The organism is Streptomyces sp. NPDC002018, from assembly GCF_042890865.1.
GTDB lineage: Bacteria > Actinomycetota > Actinomycetes > Streptomycetales > Streptomycetaceae > Streptomyces.
The window spans coordinates 46,825-68,083 of the sequence record NZ_JBIASO010000008.1 but is presented as its reverse complement, the minus strand read 5'-3'; the positions used below and the strand labels follow the sequence as shown (position 1 = coordinate 68,083).

22 protein-coding genes are annotated in these 21,259 nt (G+C 70.6%); 3 read left to right on the top strand and 19 right to left on the bottom strand.

Going from position 1 to position 21,259, the window contains the following annotated elements; all coding sequences use genetic code 11:
• Positions 1 to 53: 53 nt before the first annotated feature.
• From ACFYYH_RS15160 to ACFYYH_RS15150, 3 genes are all read right to left on the bottom strand, one after another.
• Complete coding sequence (locus ACFYYH_RS15160) at positions 54 to 638, bottom strand: TetR/AcrR family transcriptional regulator (RefSeq protein WP_388550632.1); 585 nt, start codon at positions 636 to 638, stop codon at positions 54 to 56.
• A 164-nt stretch (positions 639 to 802) separates the two neighbouring features.
• Positions 803 to 1,327, bottom strand: coding sequence for an ATP-binding protein (locus ACFYYH_RS15155; protein WP_388550629.1), 525 nt, complete (start codon positions 1,325 to 1,327; stop codon positions 803 to 805).
• Positions 1,328 to 1,594: 267 nt separating this feature from the next.
• Positions 1,595 to 1,912 carry a hypothetical protein gene (locus ACFYYH_RS15150; protein WP_388550626.1) on the bottom strand — a complete coding sequence of 106 codons (318 nt, stop codon included), beginning with the start codon at positions 1,910 to 1,912 and terminating at the stop codon, positions 1,595 to 1,597.
• 223 nt (positions 1,913 to 2,135) lie between these two features.
• Between ACFYYH_RS15150 and ACFYYH_RS15145 the strand changes: the two genes are divergently transcribed.
• Positions 2,136 to 3,317, top strand: a complete 1,182-nt coding sequence (locus tag ACFYYH_RS15145) for a PLP-dependent cysteine synthase family protein (RefSeq protein WP_388550623.1) — start codon at positions 2,136 to 2,138, stop codon at positions 3,315 to 3,317.
• A gap of 90 nt (positions 3,318 to 3,407) precedes the next feature.
• Here ACFYYH_RS15145 and ACFYYH_RS15140 read toward each other — a convergent pair whose 3' ends face one another.
• The 3 genes from ACFYYH_RS15140 to ACFYYH_RS15130 all read right to left on the bottom strand — a co-directional run bounded on the left by ACFYYH_RS15140 (position 3,408) and on the right by ACFYYH_RS15130 (position 5,470).
• The gene (locus tag ACFYYH_RS15140; protein WP_388550620.1) at positions 3,408 to 3,875 is read right to left on the bottom strand and encodes an SRPBCC family protein; all 468 of its coding nucleotides are present in this window, start codon (positions 3,873 to 3,875) and stop codon (positions 3,408 to 3,410) included.
• Positions 3,876 to 3,920: 45 nt separating this feature from the next.
• Entirely contained in the window at positions 3,921 to 4,385 is a 465-nt protein-coding gene (locus tag ACFYYH_RS15135; RefSeq protein WP_388550618.1) for an SRPBCC family protein, read from the bottom strand.
• A gap of 236 nt (positions 4,386 to 4,621) precedes the next feature.
• A complete protein-coding gene (locus tag ACFYYH_RS15130) occupies positions 4,622 to 5,470 on the bottom strand; it encodes a DeoR/GlpR family DNA-binding transcription regulator (protein WP_388550615.1) in 849 nt (282 codons plus the stop codon).
• A gap of 291 nt (positions 5,471 to 5,761) precedes the next feature.
• Here ACFYYH_RS15130 and ACFYYH_RS15125 point away from each other — a divergent pair, with 291 nt between their 5' ends.
• Positions 5,762 to 8,227 (top strand): hypothetical protein, encoded by a 2,466-nt coding sequence (locus tag ACFYYH_RS15125; RefSeq protein WP_388550613.1) that lies wholly within the window; start codon positions 5,762 to 5,764, stop codon positions 8,225 to 8,227.
• A gap of 120 nt (positions 8,228 to 8,347) precedes the next feature.
• On the opposite strand, the gene ACFYYH_RS15120 is transcribed toward ACFYYH_RS15125, so the two are convergent.
• The 13 genes from ACFYYH_RS15120 to ACFYYH_RS15060 all read right to left on the bottom strand — a co-directional run bounded on the left by ACFYYH_RS15120 (position 8,348) and on the right by ACFYYH_RS15060 (position 20,462).
• On the bottom strand, positions 8,348 to 10,756 hold the full coding sequence (locus tag ACFYYH_RS15120) for a right-handed parallel beta-helix repeat-containing protein (protein ID WP_388550611.1): 2,409 nt from the start codon (positions 10,754 to 10,756) through the stop codon (positions 8,348 to 8,350).
• A 304-nt stretch (positions 10,757 to 11,060) separates the two neighbouring features.
• Entirely contained in the window at positions 11,061 to 11,669 is a 609-nt protein-coding gene (locus ACFYYH_RS15115) for a hypothetical protein (RefSeq protein WP_388550609.1), read from the bottom strand.
• A 302-nt stretch (positions 11,670 to 11,971) separates the two neighbouring features.
• Positions 11,972 to 12,922 (bottom strand): MOSC domain-containing protein, encoded by a 951-nt coding sequence (locus ACFYYH_RS15110; protein WP_388550605.1) that lies wholly within the window; start codon positions 12,920 to 12,922, stop codon positions 11,972 to 11,974.
• A 142-nt stretch (positions 12,923 to 13,064) separates the two neighbouring features.
• Positions 13,065 to 13,526 carry a DUF6643 family protein gene (locus tag ACFYYH_RS15105; RefSeq protein ID WP_388550602.1) on the bottom strand — a complete coding sequence of 154 codons (462 nt, stop codon included), beginning with the start codon at positions 13,524 to 13,526 and terminating at the stop codon, positions 13,065 to 13,067.
• Positions 13,523 to 15,529, bottom strand: coding sequence for a recombinase family protein (locus tag ACFYYH_RS15100; protein ID WP_388550599.1), 2,007 nt, complete (start codon positions 15,527 to 15,529; stop codon positions 13,523 to 13,525). Before ACFYYH_RS15100 ends, ACFYYH_RS15105 begins: the two co-directional genes overlap by 4 nt.
• Positions 15,530 to 15,597: 68 nt before the next feature.
• On the bottom strand, positions 15,598 to 15,774 hold the full coding sequence (locus ACFYYH_RS15095) for a hypothetical protein (protein ID WP_388550596.1): 177 nt from the start codon (positions 15,772 to 15,774) through the stop codon (positions 15,598 to 15,600).
• A gap of 376 nt (positions 15,775 to 16,150) precedes the next feature.
• The gene (locus tag ACFYYH_RS15090) at positions 16,151 to 16,273 is read right to left on the bottom strand and encodes a hypothetical protein (protein ID WP_388550594.1); all 123 of its coding nucleotides are present in this window, start codon (positions 16,271 to 16,273) and stop codon (positions 16,151 to 16,153) included.
• Positions 16,274 to 16,498: 225 nt separating this feature from the next.
• Positions 16,499 to 17,251, bottom strand: coding sequence for a WhiB family transcriptional regulator (locus ACFYYH_RS15085; protein ID WP_388550591.1), 753 nt, complete (start codon positions 17,249 to 17,251; stop codon positions 16,499 to 16,501).
• A gap of 152 nt (positions 17,252 to 17,403) precedes the next feature.
• Positions 17,404 to 17,598, bottom strand: a complete 195-nt coding sequence (locus ACFYYH_RS15080; RefSeq protein ID WP_388550588.1) for a hypothetical protein — start codon at positions 17,596 to 17,598, stop codon at positions 17,404 to 17,406.
• Entirely contained in the window at positions 17,595 to 17,801 is a 207-nt protein-coding gene (locus tag ACFYYH_RS15075; RefSeq protein WP_388550585.1) for a hypothetical protein, read from the bottom strand. The genes ACFYYH_RS15080 and ACFYYH_RS15075 overlap by 4 nt, the downstream gene beginning before the upstream one ends.
• Positions 17,798 to 18,397, bottom strand: coding sequence for a hypothetical protein (locus ACFYYH_RS15070; RefSeq protein ID WP_388550582.1), 600 nt, complete (start codon positions 18,395 to 18,397; stop codon positions 17,798 to 17,800). Before ACFYYH_RS15070 ends, ACFYYH_RS15075 begins: the two co-directional genes overlap by 4 nt.
• Positions 18,398 to 18,569: 172 nt before the next feature.
• Positions 18,570 to 19,459 (bottom strand): IS5 family transposase gene (locus tag ACFYYH_RS15065; RefSeq protein WP_388550579.1). Its coding sequence is split into 2 segments (ribosomal slippage): positions 18,570 to 19,111 and positions 19,111 to 19,459, totalling 891 coding nucleotides; the frame shifts between segments, so codons are not numbered across the junction.
• Positions 19,460 to 19,562: 103 nt separating this feature from the next.
• Positions 19,563 to 20,462 (bottom strand): aldo/keto reductase, encoded by a 900-nt coding sequence (locus ACFYYH_RS15060; RefSeq protein ID WP_388550576.1) that lies wholly within the window; start codon positions 20,460 to 20,462, stop codon positions 19,563 to 19,565.
• A 65-nt stretch (positions 20,463 to 20,527) separates the two neighbouring features.
• On the opposite strand from ACFYYH_RS15060, the gene ACFYYH_RS15055 reads away from it, so the two are divergent.
• Positions 20,528 to 21,229, top strand: coding sequence for a TetR/AcrR family transcriptional regulator (locus tag ACFYYH_RS15055; protein WP_388550574.1), 702 nt, complete (start codon positions 20,528 to 20,530; stop codon positions 21,227 to 21,229).
• Positions 21,230 to 21,259 lie beyond the last annotated feature (30 nt).

Sequence of the window (21,259 nt, the reverse complement as noted above, 5' to 3'; positions counted from 1 at the left end):
AGGTGTGCGCAGGGGCCGGGCGCCGGGCGGGCCGCGCCGGGCCTCGTCAGCGTCTAGGGACGGGACGCACCGGGGGCGAGCAGCGTGAGCAGTCCGCGTACACCCGCGTCGAAGGCGGCCGGCGAACCAGTGGCGCGGGCCAGCACATGACCGCCCTGTACGGTCGCGATGACCGTCGACGCGATCTCCTCCGGAACGACACCGGCGGCGAACTCGCCCCGTCTCCGGCCCTCTTCCACGACGTCGGCCAGTCGGCCGCGCAGCCACTCGACCGTCTCGTCGAGCGGGGCGCGCAGGGTCTCGTCGGCGATGATGTCGGGGTCCATCGTCAGCCGCCCGACCGGACAGCCGCGCAACACATCACGCTCGCGCAGCAGATACGCCGAGATCCGGTCGTACGCCGAACCGTCGCCGTCGAGCGTCGCCCCGGCGGCCACCCGCAGCTCCCCGGCGCTGCGCCGGATCGCGGCCAGTGCCAGTGCCGGCTTGCCGGAGAAGTGGTGGTACATACTGCCCTGGCCGGCGCCCGCCCGCCGCTGGATGGCTTTGGGGCTGGTGCCCACATAGCCCCGGTCCCACAGCAGCTCCCGGGTTGCTTCGATGAGCCGTTCAGACGTGCCCATAAGGCAAATGTACATATTAGTAGGTACAGAAGCTAACGCAGGCGACAGACACCGCGCCGTGCCTCCCCGGCCATATCGCGCACCGACGTATCGCGCACCGACGTATCGCGCCCCGGCATATCGCGCGCAGGCGTATCGCGCCGCTGTGGTGCGCGTGGTGACGCGCGGTCGCCTACGGGTCAGCTCACCATGACCGACCTGACCGTGGCGGCTCCGTCCTCGCCGGCCAGAACGCCGAACGCGAGGCCCGGGAAGGGGCCGTCGGTCGTCGCTCCGTACACCGGCCGCATGGCCAGGGAGAGGGCGGCCGGCGGCGCGGGGAGCGTGAACCAGATGCTCTTGCCCGTATCGCCCCGGGCGCGCACGCCCCAGCTCTCGCTCACAGCCGCGATCAGTGCGAGACCGCGGCCGCCTGTGTCGAAGGGATTGGCACGGTTGACCGTCGGTATCCGGGGGTCGTGGTCACTGACCGAGACCATGAGCCGTTCGAGGAGCAGCTCGATGTCGACGGTGCACAGTTTGTCGGGCTGTGCGTGGCGGTGGACGTTGGTCAGCAGCTCGGTGACGCCGAGTGCCGCTCGGTCGATCAGAGGATCGAGATGCCAGGAGCGCAATTGGGCGGAGATGATTCTGCGGACCTGACCGATCCGCGACGGCAGGGCTTGGAGCTCCACCGTGCAGTGCCTGCTGGGCTGGCTGATCACGGCTGCGACTCCCCGATAATGAGGTCCGGAAGACGACGAAGGATCGGGTCCAGCAACTCGCTCGCCGGCTCGCTGCCGTTCCCGGCCCGGCGGGGCTGGATCGCAGTGTGACCGCCGGTTCACCCTGAGTGATGTGAGACCAGAGTGAACCAGGGGGTCCGGCTTCGCAACTCGCGGCGGATCAGGGGCAGGTCGGGGGCGGAGCGGCCCGGCCCCGGGGCAGACCCAGGACCTCCCGGATCCGGAACCCGCCGGGTCCAGGGCCGGTCAGGTGTTCTGGCGGCCCGCCCGGCGGACGGCCTCCATGAACCGCACGGCCAGCGCGGACGCGTCGGGCCGGTGACCGCGCTGGCCCATGGTCAGCCGGTAGCGGATGCCGTTCACGGTGGCGACCGTGCTGCCGCGGCCCGCGAACCAGGGTCGCGCCGCCCGTACGGCCCGCAGCGGCGCGCTGTCGATCACCCGGCCGTAGCTGGTCAGCAGGGCCAGCCTGCCGTCCTGGATGAGGACCTGGCCCGCCGTGGTGAGGGAGCGGGGCCACCGCTCGATCCGTACCCCGCGCGCGTCGAACTCCGGTTCCGCCATGGCCTTCAGCCCCCTCCGTGCCATACCCCTCACAGGCAGTCTGCCCAAGTATGCGTACGGACGCCAGAGCGCGTGGCGCGCGGGGTGTCCAAGGCAGCGCTATGGAACCCCAAAGGAGACGTTTGCGCAGGTGGTGAGGGTACCTTCAGAAGCGGGGCGACCGGTCGTGGGGAGCGCGGGACCGGGGACCGGGACCGGTGGCGACGAGACGAGGACCGCGGGCATGACGCGACGAGACAGTACGGGAACGGACGGCGCTCCGGCCCCGGCCGGCGGTGGGATCAGGGCCACCATCGACGTGGACCGCAGCGACTCCGAGTACCGGGCGTGGCTCAAGGAAGCCGTACGCAAGGTCCAGGCCGACGCCAATCGCTCCGCCGACACGCATCTGCTGCGCTTCCCGCTGCCCGAGGGGTGGGGCATCGATCTCTATCTCAAGGACGAGTCGACCCATCCGACCGGCAGCCTCAAGCACCGGCTCGCCCGCTCGCTCTTCCTCTACGGTCTGTGCAACGGCTGGATCCGTCCCGGCAGGCCGGTGATCGAGGCGTCCAGCGGTTCGACGGCGGTCTCCGAGGCCTACTTCGCGAAGCTGATCGGGGTGCCGTTCATCGCGGTCATGCCCCGTACCACCAGCGCCGAGAAGTGCCGGCTCATCGAATTCCACGGCGGTCGCTGCCACTTCGTGGACGACGCGCGCACGCTGTACGAGGAGTCCGCGGGCCTGGCCGCCAGGACGGGCGGTCACTACATGGACCAGTTCACCTACGCGGAACGCGCGACGGACTGGCGCGGCAACAACAACATCGCCGAATCGATCTATCAGCAACTCGAGTTGGAGCGCTATCCGGAGCCCACCTGGATCGTCGCCACCGCCGGGACCGGTGGCACCTCGGCGACCATCGCGCGCTATGTGCACTACATGCAGTACGACACCCTGATCTGTGTGCCCGACCCGGAGAACTCCTGTTTCTTCGACGGCTGGACCCGCGACGACCCGCTGGCACGCAGCGAGCACGGCTCCCGGATCGAGGGCATCGGCCGGCCGAGGATGGAACCGAGCTTCGTGCCGGGGGCCGTCGACCGGATGATGAAGGTGCCGGACGCGGCGAGTGTGGCCGCCGTACGCGCGCTGGAAGGGGCCATGGGCCGGAAGGCGGGGGGCTCCACCGGCACGGGGCTCTGGAGCGCGCTGAGGATCGTGGCCGAGATGGTGGCGCAGGGACGGCACGGCAGTGTGGTCACCCTGCTCTGCGACCCCGGCGACCGCTATCTCGACAAGTACTACTCGGACACCTGGCTTGCCCAACAGGGCCTGGACATCGCCCCGTACACGCGCACGCTGGACCACTTCCTCGCCGGCGGCGTCTGGCTGGAAGCCGAGGGGGCAGGGCCCGGGACCTGAGCGGGACGAGCGGGGCAGGACCCTGAGCCCCGAGCCGGAGCGGGCCTTGATCCGGGCGAGCCGAGCGGGGCCCGATCCGGGTGACAGGCCTCAGCCGCTCGCGAGGCGTCGGTCCAGGGCGCGTACCGCCCCGCGGAAGGTCCGGCCCATGGCAGGGCGGGCCAGCCGTACGACGGACCGGTACAGCGTCGTCCCGTCCGTGGCCACCGTCCACCGCACCCGGGTGCCGCTGCCCGACGGTGCCAGCCGCCACGCCTCCAACAGGGCGTGTACGCCCGGTGCGTCGGTCTCGTCGGAGCGGTACGCGTAGAGCACGTCCGGCTGGGCGGCCAGGACCGTCTCACGGAAGTGCGAGCCGCCCCTGAGCCGGACGGTACGGCCGTCCGGTACGGCCGTGGCGGAGGTCACCGCGCTGAACCACTCGGGCCAGGCCTCCGTCTCGGTGGCGAGCGCCCGGTACACCGCCTCGGGCGGCGCGCCCAGCACATCCGTGTACACCAGACGCACCGGCGCCGTTTCGGCGAAGTCCAGTTCCACGGAGCGGAGTTGGCGAGCCATGGACAGCACATCCCTGGGCGGCGTCGACGGGTGGGACCGCACACTTTAATGCGTGGAACGTGATGAATGCCCTGGTCCGTCACGCAGCAAACGGCTGACGGCACGCCCGAACACGAGGTGTCCCGCGCGGGCGGTCAGTGTGTCGAGCAGCCGCGGCAGCGGACGGAGCCGTAGCTCTTCCTCCCAGCGGACCCGGGTGACGGGACCGTCCCCGACGACATGGATCTCGGCCCAGCCGGTGACGGCCCTGCCGCGCTTCTCCAGCCGGCAGTGGCCCGGGACGCCCGGGGAGGGCGGCTGCCAGCCGACGACCTCCATCGGATCCTCGAACCGCGCAGGGCCGAGACCGCTGCGCGCGACGAAGACCGTTCCGACGCGGGTGGGGCCGGGGGTCAGGACGGCGATCTCCGTCAGCGGCACCTGCCCCGCGTGCGCCGGCCAGTCGGTGAGCCGCCGCCAGGCCTCGTCGGGGGAGAGCGGCGTGGTGCGGTCGATACGGAAGGCGCTCACGCCCCGATCGTAAGCCGGACGGGCCGGGCCCGCGCGCTCCCCGCCCGCGCGCTCCCCGCCCCCGCTCCCCGCCCGCGTGCTCCCTGCCCGTGCGCTCCTCGTTCGTGCTCCCGGCAGGCGCGTCCCCACCCGTGCTCCCTGCCCGTGCTCCCGGCGGGCGAGGCCCGGCTCTCGGACGCCGAGCAGCGGCCACGTCACATGTCGCATGTCAGGCGTCGCACCTCACGCGTCGCACCTCACGCGTCCCGTGGCGGTGACAGCTCCTCGGGTCCACCCGCCACCACCAGGTCCGGCAGCAGCTCGGCGATCTCCTCACGGACCTCCTCCGGCAGTCCCGCGTCCGTCACCAGCGTGTCGACCTGGTCCAGTGTCGCGAAGGAACTCAGCCCCACCGTGCCCCACTTGGTGTGGTCCGCGATCACCACCACCCGGCGCGCCGACCGCATGAACCGCCGGTTGGTCTCCGCCTCGCCGAGATTCGGCGTGGACAGCCCGGCCTGGGCCGAGATGCCGTGCACCCCGAGGAACAGCACATCGAAGTGGAGCGAGCGGATCGTCTGGTCGGCCACCGGGCCGACCAGCGAGTCCGACGGGGTGCGCACCCCACCGGTCAGCACCACCATCGCCGCCCCGGGCTGGTCACCGCCCGCCGTGCCCGCCCGCCGCGCCGCGTGGAACACCTCCGCGACCCGCACCGAGTTGGTGACCACCGTCAGATCCGGTACGTCCACCAGATGGTGCGCCAGAACATAGGTCGTGGTGCCGCCGGAAAGCGCGATCGCGCTCCCGGGCACCACCATCGCCGCCGCCGCCCGCGCGATGTCCTCCTTGGCGGCCAGCTCCAGCGCCGACTTCGCCTCGAACCCCGGCTCGTGCGTGCTCGTCTCGACCACCGGCACCGCACCGCCGTGCACCTTCTCGACGACCCCTTGGCGGGCCAGCGCGTCCAGGTCCCGCCGCACCGTCATGTCGGACACCTTGAGCCTGCGCGTCAGCTCGTTGACCCGGACCCCGCCGCGTCGGCGTACCTCGTCCAGGATCAGGGCCCGTCGCTGTTCCGCGAGGAGATTCTGACTGTCACTCACCGCCGGGCCGGTCCTTTCCGCGTCCTCGTCGCTGTCGCTGTCGCTGTCGTGCGTCGTCGTCGTGCGTCGTCGTCGTACGTTGTCGTCCCCGATGGCCGGGGATGTCCGATCGGTACGGGTCCCTCATCCTCCCACGGGGTTCGGACACCCGTGCCGGGGGTTGGCGGAGGCGGGCTCCGGGGAGATTCCGTGAGGGGCGCACGGCGAACGGACGGGATCCCGGATTCTGGTGCCCCCTGTCGCGCGGACCGTGCCCGGCCCACCCTGTCACTCCGAGAGCGAGCCACCGAAGTGCCATCAGAAACCCCGGATCCGCAGAGTGGCGGAGCCGCGCTCGAACTGCTCGTCCACGGCGTCGGCGGGGCCACCCCGCAGGAGATGCTGGACGATCCGCGCACGGTCAGGATCACCGGTGACGAGACGGCCGCCGTGTACCGGCGTACGGACGACGCCGACGCGGAGCGGTATCCCGGGCGCTATGCGGAGCGGCCGATCCCCGAGGCGTACTGCTGGTCCAACCTCACCTCCGGGAACGGCTCGCGCGCACTCTGGCTTCTGCTGCTCCCCTTCATGGTGGTCAACCTCGCGCACTGGATGCGACCCGCCACCAAGGGCCTGGGCAAGTCCCAGCGGGTGTACGGGGTCCTCGTACGGCTGGTCGCCCTGACCCTCACCGTGCTGCTGACCGCCGCGGCCTGCGAGGTCGCGCTCGATCTGACGGCGTGGCAGTGCGCGGGCTCCGCGGACTGTGTCGCGGAGCGGTCCTGGCTCGGCTTCCTGTCGCCGGAGGGGCACGGCTGGTGGTCACAGCCCGGCCGGCGGCTCGCCCTCGCGGCACTGGTGCCCACGGCGCTGGTGGGGCTGCTCTGGTACCTGTCCAACCGTACGTGGAGCGCGTACGAGGCCCAGCGCCCGCCCACCGACGCCTCGTCAGCCGGCCTCGGCACCCACGCCGACAGCAACGCCCGTGCTGCCGCCGACGCCACCGACGGTGCCACCGATGCCACCGCCAGTGCCACCGACGCCACCGCCAGTGCCGCCGACGGCGTCGACGGTCCTCCGGCCCCCGGCGAGGGCCCGGCGCGGATGCGGCCCGCGCTCGGCCGTCCCGGATTCTGGTACGGACGCCGGCTCGTCGCCCGGCTCCGCGCCGCGCACACCGCCGCCGGTTTCCTCACCGTCGCCGCCGCGCTGACGACGGCCGCCACCGAGCACGACAGCGGCTCCGCCGACACCTCGCCCGCCGTGGTGGGCCGGCTCCTCCAGGCGGCGCTCCTCGTCTGCGCGGCCGTCGTGGTCCAGGTGGTGTGCAGCCGGGGCCGCAGCGAGCGCCGACGCGACACCGGCCTCGACCGGATGCTGATCAGCCGGCTGCCCGCCGCCGCGCTCACTCTGCTCGTCCTGGCCGTGGTGTACGCGGCCTGGTCCAGGCCCGGCTGGGTCTCCGCCGGCGCGCTCCCCGGTGACACGGCCTTCCGGGTGATCGCCCTCTCGCAGGTCTCCCTCGTCATCGCGCTCGCCGTCACGGCCCAGGCGCTCCACCGCCGCGCGCCGCACGCGAGGACGGCGATGCACGGCCTCGGCGGACCCGCCGTCGCGATGCTCGCCTGCGGGCTGGGCGGGGTGATGACCGGCGGGGTCGCCCAGCGCGTCGCCGACTGGCTCGACGGCGACGCCACCCCCGGAATGGGCGAGGGCGCGATCGTGGGACCGCCGGTGCTGCTGAGCTGGCAGGCCTCGGTCATCCCCGTACTGCTCGTCCTGATGCTGATCCCGGTGGTCGTCCTCGCCGTACGCACCGTACGCACCACCCGCCGGCTGACGCCCGTCGTCGAGGCGGAGTACGGCACGGTGACGCCGGACGCGATCCGTACCCGTCAGGTGGCGGGCACCCGCGCCAGGGCCATGCTCACCGACGCCGCGCCCTGGCTCGTGGGTCTGGTCTCCGGTGCCTCCCTGCTGCTCGGTGCCGCCGCGATCGCCGGCTCGTGGCTGAGCGGCGAGGTGCCCGGCCAGGCGGCGGAGGGCACCGACTCCTTCGTGGAGTCAGTGGCCGACACCGCGCAGGCACTGGGCTCCTGGCTGGTCGGCCTCGGCTTCATACTGTTCGTCACCTGGGGCCGCCGCGCCTACCGGGACGCGTCGGCCCGGCGCACCATCGGCATCCTCTGGGACGTGGGCACCTTCTGGCCGCGTGCCGCCCATCCGTTCGCGCCGCCCTGCTACGCCGAGCGCGCCGTCCCCGACCTCACCTGGCGGATCGCCTCCTGGACCGGACGCACCGGCGGCCGGCTCGTCCTCTCGGGCCACTCGCAGGGCAGTGTGCTGGCCGCGGCGGCCGTCTGGCAGCTCCCCGCCGCCACACGCCACCGGGTGGCGCTGCTGACGTACGGATCTCCGCTGGAGCGGCTGTACGGACGCTGGTTCCCCGCCTACTTCGGCGCGGGACCGCTGAGCGACCTGAGCAGGGAGGTGCACTGCTGGCGCAATCTGTGGCGGGCCACCGACCCGATCGGCGGCCCGGTCCGTGTCCCCGCCGTGGCCGACCGTCCCGAGGTGGACCGGGGACCGCTGAAGGACCCGCTCGCCTATGGACGTACGGCACTGCATCCGCTGCCGGAGCCGGTCCTAGGACACTCCGACTACCAGGCGGACCCGGCCTTCGCCGGGGAACGGGCCGCGCTGCTCGACCGGCTGCCCCCGCCGGTGGTGCCCCAGCAGCGCGGCGAGCTGGGCGGCCGACAGCCGGCACTTTAGGATCTTTCGTTTGGATCTGGCGAGCCCGGCAAGATCCGAACGAGAGGCCCTGGGCCCTCGGGGGAGCACGCCCGGGACCCTCGGGCCGCGCGGGCGCACCCCGGGGAACCCCGGTGACTCTCAGGGGAGTTGGGGCAGGTCGTCCGCGTAGAGCAGCGTCAGATCGTCCGTGCTCGTCTCCGGCAGCTGGGCGACCCGGCCCGCGTGCCGTTCCACCATCGACTCGAATGTCTGCCGCGCCGTGCGGCCGTTGCCGAAGGCGGGCCCCTTCGGCAGCGCCGTGAAGTACTTGATCAGCGCGTCGGCCGCGCCCTCGCCGAGCCGGTACTCCTGTTCCTCCGACTGCTGCTCCACGATCCGCAGCAGCTCGTCCGGCTCGTAGTCGCTGAAGGTGATGGTCCGTGAGAAACGGGACGCCACACCGGGGTTGACCGTCAGGAAGCGCTCCATCTCGGCGGTGTAGCCGGCGACGATCACCACGACCGCGTCCCGGTGATCCTCCATCAGCTTCACCAGCGTGTCGATCGCCTCCTTGCCGAAGTCCCGCCCCGAGTCCTCGGGGGAGAGGGCGTACGCCTCGTCGATGAAGAGCACCCCGCCCCGCGCCCGGTCGAAGGCCTCCTGCGTACGGATCGCGGTGGAGCCGATGTGCTCGCCGACCAGGTCCACCCGGGAGACCTCCACGAGATGGCCGCGCTCCAGCACCCCGAGGGAGTGCAGGATCTCGCCGTACAGCCGGGCCACCGTCGTCTTGCCGGTGCCGGGGGAGCCGGTGAAGACGAGATGGCGGCGGACGGAGGCGGCCTTGAGACCCGCCTCCTTGCGGCGCCGTCCGACCTCGATCATGTCGGTGAGCGCGCGGACCTCCCGCTTGACGCTGTCGAGACCGACCAGCGCGTCGAGTTCCCCGAGGACGTCCTCGGAGGACCGCGCGGGCGTCGCGGCGGGGGCGGTGTCCCGCGCGGTCGCGGTGGCGGCGGGCTGCGGGGGGATCGGGCCGAGCACGCTACTGGTCTGGGTCGCCGTCAGTACGGCCGGCGGTTCGGGGGACGGCGTCAGGACGCCGCTCTCGTCGCTGGTGCAGTCCTCGACGGTCGGGCCGTCCTCCGCGAACTCGTATCCGCCGCGCGCGCACCGTTCCGTACGGCACCGGGTGAGTGAGGTACGGCAGCCGTCCATGACATGGAAGCCGTAGCCGCCGCTGCCCGTCACCCGGCAGTTGTGGAAGGTGCCGCGGCCCTCGGCGGAGACATAGAAGCCGGCCTCGGCGGGCGAGGTGACCGTGCACCGCTCGATGGTCGGATCGGCGCCCTTGGTGACGATGACGCCGGTCTGCACGGCGTCGATCGTGCAGGAGTTGAGCGTGCCGCCGCTGCCGTGGTCACGGAACCAGGCCCCGGTGGACGCCTCCCTGATCCGGCAGTCGTCGAGCTGCGCGGTCGCGCCGTCGCTCACCGACACCGCCGTGTTCCGCACCTGCGAGATGTCGCTGTCGACGACATCGGCGCGCGAGCCGCGGTCGAGGACGAAGAGCGCGTCGGGCACGTCGTGCACCCGGCAGGAGTCGAGGACGACCGTCGCGCCGTCACTGACCCAGACGGCCGGGTAGTCGCCCGTGCTGTCCTGGATCTCGCACTGGTTGGCGTCCACGCGGGTGCCCGGATCCCAGACGGAGAGCCCGTTGCGGCCGAAGCGCCGCACGGTGGAGCGGGTCAGCGTCAGCACCGAGCGGGAACGCAGATCGACCGCGTTCTCCGGGATGTCGTGGATGTCGCAGTCGGAGAGGGTGAGGACGGCGTCGGTGTCCAGGGTTATCCCGTCCGCCGAGGTGCGGTGCACGGAGGAGTCGCTGAGATGGGCCGCCGCGCGGGATGTCACCTGCACCCCGGTGCCCTTGATCTCGTACACCTCGCAGCCGATCGCCTCCATGCCGCTGCCCTCGCCGGTGACGGACAGACCCGCGCCCGAGGCGTGGTGGACACGGCAGCGCTCCAGCCGTGGATGCGCGCCGCCGCGCACCGCGACCCCGGACTGTCCGGCGGCGACGACCTCGCAGTCCTCGAACACCCCGCCCGCGCCGTCGAGCACGCCGATGCCGACCCCGGCCGGATTGTCGACGGTGCAGCGGCGGACCGTGGGCCGGGCCGCGCCCCGCACCTCGATGCCGGCCGCCGAGCGGGTCACGATCCGCAGCTCCGTCAGCTCGGGAGCGCCGTCCTCGACGAGCAGCGCGGGGGCCGTCGTGTCCTGGCCCTCCACATGGAGGTCCTGGATGGTGGCGGAGGCGCGGACGGTCAGCGGCACGCCGTCGGCGGGCGCGATCCGCACGGAGCCGAGCGAGCCCTCAGGACCGCGCAGCGTGACGGCGCGCGCCACGATGAGATTCTCCCGGTAGGTGCCGGGGGCGACGGTGAGGATGTCGCCGTCGCCGGCCGCCTCCAGGGCGGCGGCGAGGGAGGCGTACTCGCCCGTGCGGCGCCGCCAACGCGATGTTCCGGAGTGCGTCACCTGGACCGTGCCCTGTGCCATGGCGCTGTTGTGCCCCCACCTCGTGCGTGTGCGCGTGTTGTGCCGTCCCGGGCGCCGGCCCCGGACCCCCGGTCGCAAGGGCGGACCGGGCGGCACCACCGTAGCGCGCATGACAGGCCGGAGTTGACGCGAGAGGCCGCTCTCGGACGGGACGTCGTCCCCGCGTTCCGCGGGGGGAACCGGCACGGGGCCCGGACAGCCCGCCAAGATCCAAACGGGAGGCCCCGGGGAGGGCGGCGGAAGCGGCGTGGTCCGCCGGGAGGCCGGGCGGAACTTTCCCCACCCGGGCCCTTGGCCACCGGCTTCAACTGCCGGCGCCGGTGCGGCCCCAGTCGGGCCCGGCATCGGCCCACGCGCGGTCGAGCCGCTCGTGCCGCCGCAGTACGAGGCGCCATACGATCAGCCGCCTGCCGCACTCGGCCAGACCGGCGGCCAGTACGGCGACGCCGAACCCGGCCAGCATGGCGTGGGTGCGCGCGCTGTCCGCGTTCATCGGGGGCCTCACCGGCCTGCCGCGCTCATCGGCCCATATCCCGAAGGTGTCGCCCGGCCGGGGTTCGCGTGAGGGTGCGGAGAGGGGAGCCGTGTGCGAACTGCCGTCCACCGCCCGCCAGGTGGCGATCACCCGGCTGCCCGTGTCGTGCTCGGCGGTCGACTCGGCGTCGAACGCGACGGCATGGCGCTCCGTGGAGCGGCCGACGACCGTGGCGGTCGTCCGGTGCCGCTGGTCGTGCTGGTGCCTGACCGTCTCCCGCAGTGACGCGTCGACGGCGTTCCCGCAGAGCCAGCCGACGGCGGGGGCGGCCAGGGCGATCAGGCCCACCGCCACGAGCGCGGCCCATGCCTCGACCAGATCGGTCGTTCTGCGCAGGGGGTTGCGCCGCCAGCGCCAGAGTCCCAGTATCGTGCGCACCGTTCCGCACCCCCTTCCGTGTCCGTTTTAGCCGCGGGCAGCACGGTTTACGCGTGATGAGTGCGAAGAGAGAGCAAGCTCACTTCGTTGTCCCTTGCACTCAAAGCGGTCAAAGCCGGGTGTACCGATCCGGGTGCCCGCGTGTGCCGGGCCGATGCGCCCGGAGTGCCGCCCGAGCCGGGCGCGCGCGGGGCACGGGGAGCCCGCGGGGCGGTCCTGGACCGGACACGGCAGCCCGCGGGGCGGGCGCGGACGTTCCTCCGTCACTCCTCGGCCGGACCGGGGGTCCTAGGCGGGGCCGTTTACCGGTCGAGCACCGTGAACGGATCGCCCACCCGGAGCGTGCCGGTGGACTCGGGGACGAGGTTCTGCCCGAAGATCAGCCGACCGTTGAACCGGCGGTGGCGGCCGAGGGTGTGCAGCGGCTCCTTGCCGCGCTCGGCGGTCCGCTGGTCCGTGGTGGTGACGACACACCGTCCGCAGGGCTTGGCGACCCGGAAGGACACGTCTCCGACGGCGACGCGCCGCCACTCGTCCTCGGCCCAGGGCTCCGTACCCGCGATGACGAGATTCGGCCGGAACCGGTCCATCGGCAGCGGTCCCTCGTCCGCGTGATCCCCGTCCGCGATCAAGGAGTTGAGGGCGTCGAGCGAGGCGAGCGTGGTGACCAGCAGGGGAAAGCCGTCCGCGAAACTGACCGTCTCCCCGGGCCGCGCGAACAGCGGGTCGACGGGCCGGCGCGAGTCGGGGGCGTCGAGATGGACGAGCCTGACCTCCTCCCCGAGGTAGGTGCTCGCCCAGTCGTGCGCCTCGCTCCCCGCGGGCACGGCTTCGACCTTGGTCCCGAAAACGTCCACCACGACGGTGCCGCCCGGCCCCGGCCCCGGCCCCGCGACCGTCGGCGGATCGAGGACCGACAGCGGCCCATCGGCCGTCTCCCTCTCCGGCCCCGGCTCCCGTACCGGTAATGGCGCCCGTACCGTCAGCGGCTCAACTCCGGGCGCGTACAGCCGGATTCCGCCGTCCGGCCGTGGCTCGGCGCGGGCCAGGGCAAGCCGCGGCCGCTGGCGCTGGGTGACCACCTTCCCCGTGCCGTCGATCAGCGTCCAGCGGCGGTCCCCCGCGAGCCCCCAGGGCTCGACGAGCGCGCGCTCGGGCGTACAGCCGCCCATCGACTTGACCGGATGGATCCGCAGGGCGTGCAGAACGGGCGGGACAGTCGTCTGGACCGACTGATGGACCGGCTTCGGCATGAAGCCATCCTGTCAGCAGCACCCCGCCTGTCGGGGCCCGTACCCCTGGATCCCTCCCCGGGTCACCGTGCCGGACCAACCGGACTCGTACGTTCGCGGGTCACCGCCCCACCGGTTCGATACCGCTTCGATACCGCGTGGATCAGTACCCCCGGGGCTGGTACGGCCGGTTGTACGGGTCGTCGTACTGCGTGGGCGGCGCGGGCGCCGGGCGCGGAGCCGCGGGACGCATCGCCTCGTACCCCGTACCGGGCACCGGACGCTGCGGCTGGGGCTGCGGCTGCGCGGCCGGGTAGCCGCGCTGCGGCATCTGCTGCGGTATGTACGGCGCGGGCGCCTGCTGCAACGGCATGGGCTGCTGCGTCGGCTGCTGCTGGTAGCCGTTGTAGGACGGCGTGGGCTGGGAAGGAGCAGCGGGAAGGGCGGGCAGCGCGGAGGGCAGAGCCGGCAGATAGCTGTTGCCCGAGTCATAGGCGGAAGGCACTCGGATCGGGGCGATCTGAGGCGTGCCCCGCTCCGCGACCAGGGAGTCGTAGATCGGGGTGTCCGGGAACGACGGCGCGGTGTAGTAACCGCCGCCGTAGGTGGCGCGGGGGGAGGTCATAGAACATAAGTTAAGCCCACGATGTGCCGGTTGGCGAGCCCCGTTTGAAGTGCTTCTTGTGTGTGGATAAGAAGCCTCGGGTCAACCTTCCCCTCGACGCGGAGCGGGGGCAGCGTGACTCGATCCTTGGGCAGCAATACGCCCGGAACATCGGCGAAATGTTCCATGATCTGATCCCACAGACCGGACGAAGTCCACCGGCGCCACGTTCCGACAACCGTTTCCCACGGACCGTATTGCTCGGGCAGCTCCCGCCACGAACACGCGGTACGAGCCTTGTGCAGGATGGCCTCCAGCATCAGCCGCGGGCCCTTCCCCTGCTTCCGGGGCCGGGGCCCCGCCAGGGGCAGGGATTCCACCAGCGCCCATTCGGAGTCCGTCAGGAAAGGTACGGGCCGCTTGCGCGAGCGGAACCATGCGACAACCTGATCATCCCTCCTTGTACGCGGAGGGACCGGGCCAAGGATCGTGACTCGAATGTCCAGCAGTTCGAGCACTTCGGTCTGCTCCTGCGCCTGCATGTCATGCAGCCGCTCTCGGGCCATGTCGGCCAGGGACTGGAGATCCCTGGCCCGCTGGCCGGCGGCCAGAGACTCGTCACGCCAGCTTTTCGCCTCCGTGAGAAGCCCCTCAAGGGCCGCCCGCTCCTCCTTCAACTGCGCTGTGGCGGCCCGGATGGCGGATGAGGAGCCCATCTCCTTGGCCACTGCGACTGTGGTCGCGGTGATGGCGGTGTCGAGCCCGGCAATCTGCCGCTCCAGATCCTCCACGCGAGCCGCATGGTCTGCGCCGCTGCTCTTCGAAAGACCAACCCAGTCTTCTGCCATGGCGCTCAGGCGTCCAGGGTCTGCGAGCAACGCGCAGACCTCTGTCCAGACTCGCTGCTCCAGTGCGCCGGCGCCGATCTGCGCGCAGTCGCACCGCTTGTCCCCAGGAAACTTCTCACTCTTCCCCGAGCACCGATAGATCCGGTTCTCCTGCTGCTTGCGGTCGCTGCCGGTGTAGTGCTTCCCGCACAGGCCGGTTACTCGCTTCGTCAGCGGATGCGCGCTGTTCAGCTCGCGCGGTCCGCGGGCTCCGCGAGCAAGCGCGACATTGAGCTGAAGGACCTGCTCCGGAGTGAAGATGCGGTCCAATTCGATCTCAACCGTGGCCCCATAGATGGGATTGTCCTCAGCGTCGCGCTGCGTGCTGCGTGCGCCCGATGTCTCCGTGTTTCGGTAGACCCGGACGCCCTTCTGGATCACGGTGCTCTTCAGCACCTGACGAAGGCCATCACCAGACCACAGACCGCCCCTCGGGGCGAGCATGTCCAGAGCGTTCAGCGCTGCCGCCGCCTGGCGGCAGTTGAGGCGATCCTTGACGAGCAGATCCCAGGCTTTCCACAGAGTGATCAGAGCTGTCTCACAGACCAGGAGCCGGCTCAGTCCAAGTTTGCCCTTGTCCGCAATCCAGTACCCGAAAGGTGCGACGCCGCCAAAATGCCCGCCCTCCTCCGCCTTCTCCTGAATACCACCTTGCGTGCGGTCGCGGATCGACTCCCGCTCGTCCTCGGCCTTCGCCGCGTCGTCGCGCATGCGGCTGCGGCCGGTCTGAGTCGAGTTGTCGTAGTCGTTCCTGACTACGGCGACGTACACCCCAAGGTCTTCCAGATCCCAGACCCAGCGCCAGAACGCCCTGCCGGTGCGACCGATGGCGCGGCCCTCGGAGACCACCACCATGTCAAAGGGACGGGGGTCCTTGCGCACATCCGCCATCAGGCGCTTGAGGTCCGGGCGGTCCTTCGCCTCCAAGGAGCCACTGAAACCCTCGTCGGCGTACGTGCCGACGTGATCCCAGCCCTTCCGTTCAATGTGCCGGGTCGTCTTCTTCCCAGCGGCCTGGATGCCGTAGCCCTTTTTCTGTTCCTCCGTGGAGACACGGAGGTAGTCGACGGCCCGGATCGTTCGGCGTGCGGTGGATCCGCGCGCAACGGCAATCGCACTCGTGAGAGCCTTGCCCATGTCAGTCCCTTCGTGACTGGCCGGACCCCGGGGCGGTCGGACGCCGCCGGGGTCACCTGTATGGCGGATTATGCCGCCTTGTCGCCCCTATAGGGCGAGAACAGGATCTCCAGCAACCGTTCGTATGAACGGTCAGGTTCGGCGGCAGCCGTCCATGCGATATTAATCTCGGGCTCCGGGTCGTCCTTGAAGTGCTCCCGCAGCCATATGGCGGCCCCTTCGCCGGCCTTCACGCCGTCTTGCATGACGTCTCCCTACGCTGCTCTGCGGCAACGGTGGATCTGTGCCTCCGGATCGTGGAGCGGGCAGTGCCGCTCGTACCCCTGGCCGCAGAAGCGGCCGGCGCCCTTGCCGCTCTTCGTGTCCCAGGCGAGTTGCTGGCCAATGCCGCGAGCGCTGCTCGTGCTCTCCCTGCCCGGGGCTTGCGGTGGAGGCCGCGACGGCGGCGCGTGAGCCGCGCCAGCGGCATGCTGTAGATCCTGCCCCGCTCGCGTCCACCGCTGCTGGCGGTGATCATGACACGTACGGTGTGGGGGGAGGTCGCGACAGCGACCATGGCATAGCTCGGCAGTCCGCGCCCACTGCGGGGCGCGAGCAGCACAGGCGTGCCCGGATGGAGCATCACGGCTGATTCTTGCCCTTCTCGATCAGCTCATCGAGCTTGGCGAGGGCATTCTCGTTGCCGAGGTCGTAGAAGAGACGCTCGGCCTCCACGTCCGAGAGCCCCAGGGCGCTCCTGAGCAAGATCAGGGATCCACCTGATCCTGTCGTCCGCAAAGACGAACTCCGTGTCAGCGGGATAGTCGCTCCACTTGGGCTGAGCGCCCGAGAGGACGGCCGCCCAGCCAGCAATGCAGTAGGTGGTACCGCACTCGGGCTCACGATTCGCCCATGCATCCTGATTGTGGGTCTCGGGGTGCATGGTGATCTGCTCGCGCACGGCGAGCATCAGGTCCACGTTGTACTTGGTCACGGCTTCTTCCGCCCCTCCAGGATCTTCGCGCCCTTGGCGGCCTTCACGGCGATGGCTGACGACGACTTGACGCCGATCATGTGTGCGATATCGGCCTGAGTCAGGCCCGCCGCGCGGGCACTTCTGTGACTCGCCGCGCCCGGTCTTGACCTGGACGTAAATCCAGCGGCCGTCGGCCGTCTGGCCCCGGTAGTGAGCGTCGGAGACGAGATTGTTGTGGCGCACCCACGCGTGCCGGTGGCCCGGCACACCGGGAAAGTCCGGCTGCGCCGGCTCGGGGAGCGGCAGGTCCACGACCTCACTGCGCTTGGCCGCGCCTGCGGCCTCCCTGCCTTCAGGTGCTCGTGGATCAGCTTGGTACCGAGCACGCTGCCGAAGCCCGTCATGGCGCGTATGCGCGTCCAGTTCACGCCCTGCTGCTGAAGAGCGTGCAATGCCTTGCCCCACGCCAGACGGCGTTCCTCGGGCCATTTGCGGGCCGTCCTGGACAGGCGGTTACGTATCAGTGAGCGCTGATGCTCGTCCCGGCCGCCCCAGACGCCGTATTCCTCGCCCAGCGTGTCCCGTCGGCACTCGGCCAGGACGGGGCAGAAGGAGCAGATCTTCTTCGCCTCGTTCCACGCCTGCTGCGTGGCGAAGGTGGGCGGCTTGGACACCGCCATGGGGCCGGTAGTGAAGAACCGTTCCGGGTCCACCGTCCGGCAGGACGCGCGGACAATCCAGCGCCGCTCGGGGTCGTACAGGGTCACGGCGCTCTCCTCCGTTTCTTGGTCAGATGCCATGCGCCGCATGTCCCGCACCGGTAGGACGAGAACTCCCGCCGGCCGGGCTTCTTCCACAGGGCCAGAAGGGCCGCCCTGGCTTCGTAGCGGGACGCGTACGCGCTTGAGGCATGCCTCAGTCACCGGTATTCCAGATACAGGGCCACGACGAGCAGCCCGACAGCGCTGCCGATGGCGCCCTCCGCGAGGGCCCAGGCAAGACGCTTGCCGTTCGTGCGGTTGAAGGCCGCCAGATGGAAGCGGTCGCGCAGGCGACCCCAGAAATGCGAAAGGCCGCCACGAAGGCGGCCAGGGGACTTCTTGTGTGTACTCATGTCTCACTTCCAGGACTGTTGGCCATGCGGCTGAGTTCGGCCACGGCCTGTTCCATGCCGAGCCACTTGGCAAGCTCGGCAGCCGCCTCACGCAGCACCTCTGCGCGGTACGCGTTCACAAGGTCCGTCGCCCATACCGCATCGCCGCCTGCGGACTGCGGATCCCGGGTGACGATCTCGAGCAGCTCCTCGTGTGCGCTCACGTCGACACCTCCGGGTCGATCCGGTCGGCGGCCTGGGTGAGGGTGGTGGTGCGGGCCTGCTCCAACTCGGCACGCAGGCGGGCGTTCTCGGCTTCCGCCCGAACAGCCACATCGCGCTCTTCGTCCAGCGCCTTGTGCACGCCGTTCAACTCCCTGTCCGCCACGGCGAGCACGGCGTCGACCATGTGCCGCCCGCCGTCCAGAACCCAGCCGCTGGCGCCGTTGATCGCCGCCATGTACCGCTCACGCCGGGCAGACGGGTCGTACCCCAAAATCGCGGGATCCCCATGCTTCGGGCAGTCCTGCGCGGGGCCGTCGTAGTCCTCCGGCGAGCGGAGGACGCACGGACAGTCCTCGTCGGCCCGACGACGCAGCTCGCGCCGAAGGCGCTCGTTCTCCTGGACCAAGCGCGAGCCCTCGCGGAGCTTCGCGGCGTCCTCGCCGCGCTTGAAGGCGGCCTCGATGTGGGGCATGACGTCCTTCAGGACGTGATCACGAAGGCGATGTACTTCTTTGGCTCCGCCGCAGACCATGTGCAGGCCGATGGCCACCTCTATGTCGCGGCTCAGTTCGGCCTTCCAGGCCGGTTGGGACATGTGTCCTCCCATGACAAAGCCCCCAGCGGATGCCAGGGGCGAGGTGTTTGTGCAGGTCAGGCTGCTAGGAGCATTTGGAAACGGATGACACCTGGCACGATGTGCCGGTTGGGGAGTCCGATAAGGGGGTTCTTTCGGGAGCTCTGGGGGACTAGGCCATGTCTGACAATGATCACGATGCTGGTTGGCGGAGCCACAGGATGAGCGAGGCGAGTTCGAGTCCGGCCCGGTAGCGGGTGGCGAGTTTGTCGTAGCGGGTTGCGACGGCACGGAACTGTTTGAGCCGGTTGAAGCACCGTTCCACGACGTTGCGGTGCTTGTATGCCTCTTTGTCGAAGACGGGCGGACGGCCTCCCCGGGAGCCTCGGCGGAGCCGGTTGGCCTGCTGGTCTCGACGTTCCGGGATGGTGGCGGCGATGCCGTGGCGTCTGCACCACGCGCGAATGGCCCGGGACGAGTACGCCTTGTCGTCCAGGACTCTGTCCGGGCGGGTACGGGGCCGGCCCCTGCCCGCCCGTGGGATGCGGACGGCGTCCATCACCGCTTCGAACATGGTGGCGTCGTTGACGTTGCCCGGCGTGAGGACCAGGGCGAGCGGGAGGCCGCGGCCGTCGACGGCCAGGTGGACTTTTGTCGTCAGACCGCCCCGTGACCGGCCGAGGGCCTGCCGCGCCGCCGAGCGTTCCGAATCCGCCAGTTCGTCCCCGTCGGCTTCCCCTTTTTGCGGGCGCCGGCGGCGTGCTGATGCGCGCGGTTGATCGTTGAGTCCACAAAGATGGTCCATTCCACCTCGCCCACCGCGTCGTTGCGGGCCTGGACGTGCTCCAGCAGCGTCGCCCAGGTGCCGTCCGCCTCCCAGCGGGCGAAGCGCTCGTAGACCGTCTGCCAGGGGCCGTACCGTTCGGGCAGATCCCGCCACGGCGCACCCGTGCGCAGCCGCCACAGCACCCCGTTGACCACCTGCCGATGCTCCCTCCACGGCCGCCCGCACCCATCAGCCCGAGGAAGCAGCGGCTCTATCCGCTCCCACGCCGCATCCGTCAACTCTCCACGACCCGCCATGACATGCATCATCCCGGACGGCGACATGGGCGCCGCCGCAGAGCCCCGAAGATCATTCGTCAGATGCGGCCGAGGGCCGATAGAGACATCCCTGGGCCTTTGTTCAGCGGTGGCTATGAGCGGGAGGCGCGGGCTGGCCGAGGGTCGCTTGCGACTCGTCGACGAGTCCGGTCAGGCGCGCGACCTCGGTGTCGGTCAAATGTTCGGCAACCTCGGAAGCTGTGATGTTGGACCGGAGATGGTCGGTACTGCTCGTGCCGGGGATGACGACTATGGAGGGCGAACGGCGCAGCAGCCAGGCCAGTGCGATCTGGGCAGGTGTGGCACCCAGGCGCTCTGCCGGGCCGGTTAGCTCCTGGTGGTCGCTCAGCAGCCCAGCGGCCAGCGGGAAGTAGGGGATGAAGAGGATGCCCTGGGCCTCGCAGTCGGCGAGGACCTGGACGCCGCTGCGGTCAAGAAGGTTGAAGCGGTTCTGCACCGCCGCGATGGGGGTCATCTGCTGGGCGCGGGCCAGCATCTGCGGGGACGCGCCGGACAGGCCGATGCGTCGGATCAGTCCCTGGTCTCGCAGCTCGACGAGTGCGCCGAGGGACTCCTCCAGCGGTACGTCCTGGTGCGCGCCGGGGGTGTCGCCGACGAGTCGGAGGTAGGTCAGCTCGCTCCTGTCCGTTCCCATGTCGGTAAGGGCCTCGTGGATCTGCCGCCGGATCGTCTCCGGGCGGCCGTCGACGACCCAGGACTTGTCCGGGCCGCGCTCTGCGCCGACCTTGTTGCCCACGATCACGCCCTCGGGGAGCGGTCCCAGTGCCTGCCCGATCAGCTGGTTCACCGTTCGCGGCCCGTAGGCGTTCGCGGTGTCGAAGAAGGTCACGCCCAGTTCTACGGCCAGGCGCAGCACCCGCCGCGCCTTCTCCGTGTCGTCCGGGAATCCCCAGACCTTAGGGCCCGCGAGCTGCATGGCGCCGTATCCCACACGATTCATCGACCTCTCCTGCCGTATCACTGCAACGGTATTTTCCGTATCGCTGTGCGAACCAGTGATACGCCTTATGCCGTAGCATTGCAACCGTGGATGATGCGAAGACCCGCAGTCGCCGGCAGATCTTGGAAGTGGCAGCCGAGCTCTTGGAACGGGAGGGTGCCCAGGCGCTCTCCACCCGCGCCGTCGCAGCGGCGGCAGGCATCCGCGCCGCCTCCTTGTACCAGCTCTTCGGTGACAAGGACGGGCTCCTCTCAGCGCTGGCCATCCACGCCTTCGACCTTTACTTGGCGCAGAAGCACACCTTGTCGTCGAGCGGCGACCCGGTCGACGACATGCGCCGCGGATGGGACATGCATGTCGAATTCGGCCTGAAGCACCCCGCCCTCTACCTGCTGATGTACGGCACCGACCGCCCCGGCCGCCGCCCACCTGCCGCGCGGGAGGCTCAGGAACTCCTTATGACGTTCCTCGGCCGCGCCGCCTCCGACGGCCGCCTACGGGTACCGCCCGTCCTTGCCGCCCACCTCACGCTGGCAGCGGTGACCGGCGTCACGCTCTCCCTAATCGGCATCCCCGAGAGCGAACGCGACCCAGAGGTCTCACCACGCATGCGGGAAGCACTCATCGACGCCCTGACCACCGACACGAGCCCAGCCCCAGACTCCACCCTCGCCGCTCGCGCCCTCGCGCTCGATGCCACCCTCAACGGGGCGGATCCAGCTACCGTCCCGCTCCGCCCCGTCGAGACCGCACTCCTGCAGGCCTGGCTCCAGCATCTCGCAAACTAGGACGAGCCGGGACCTCGAAGGCCATTTGTC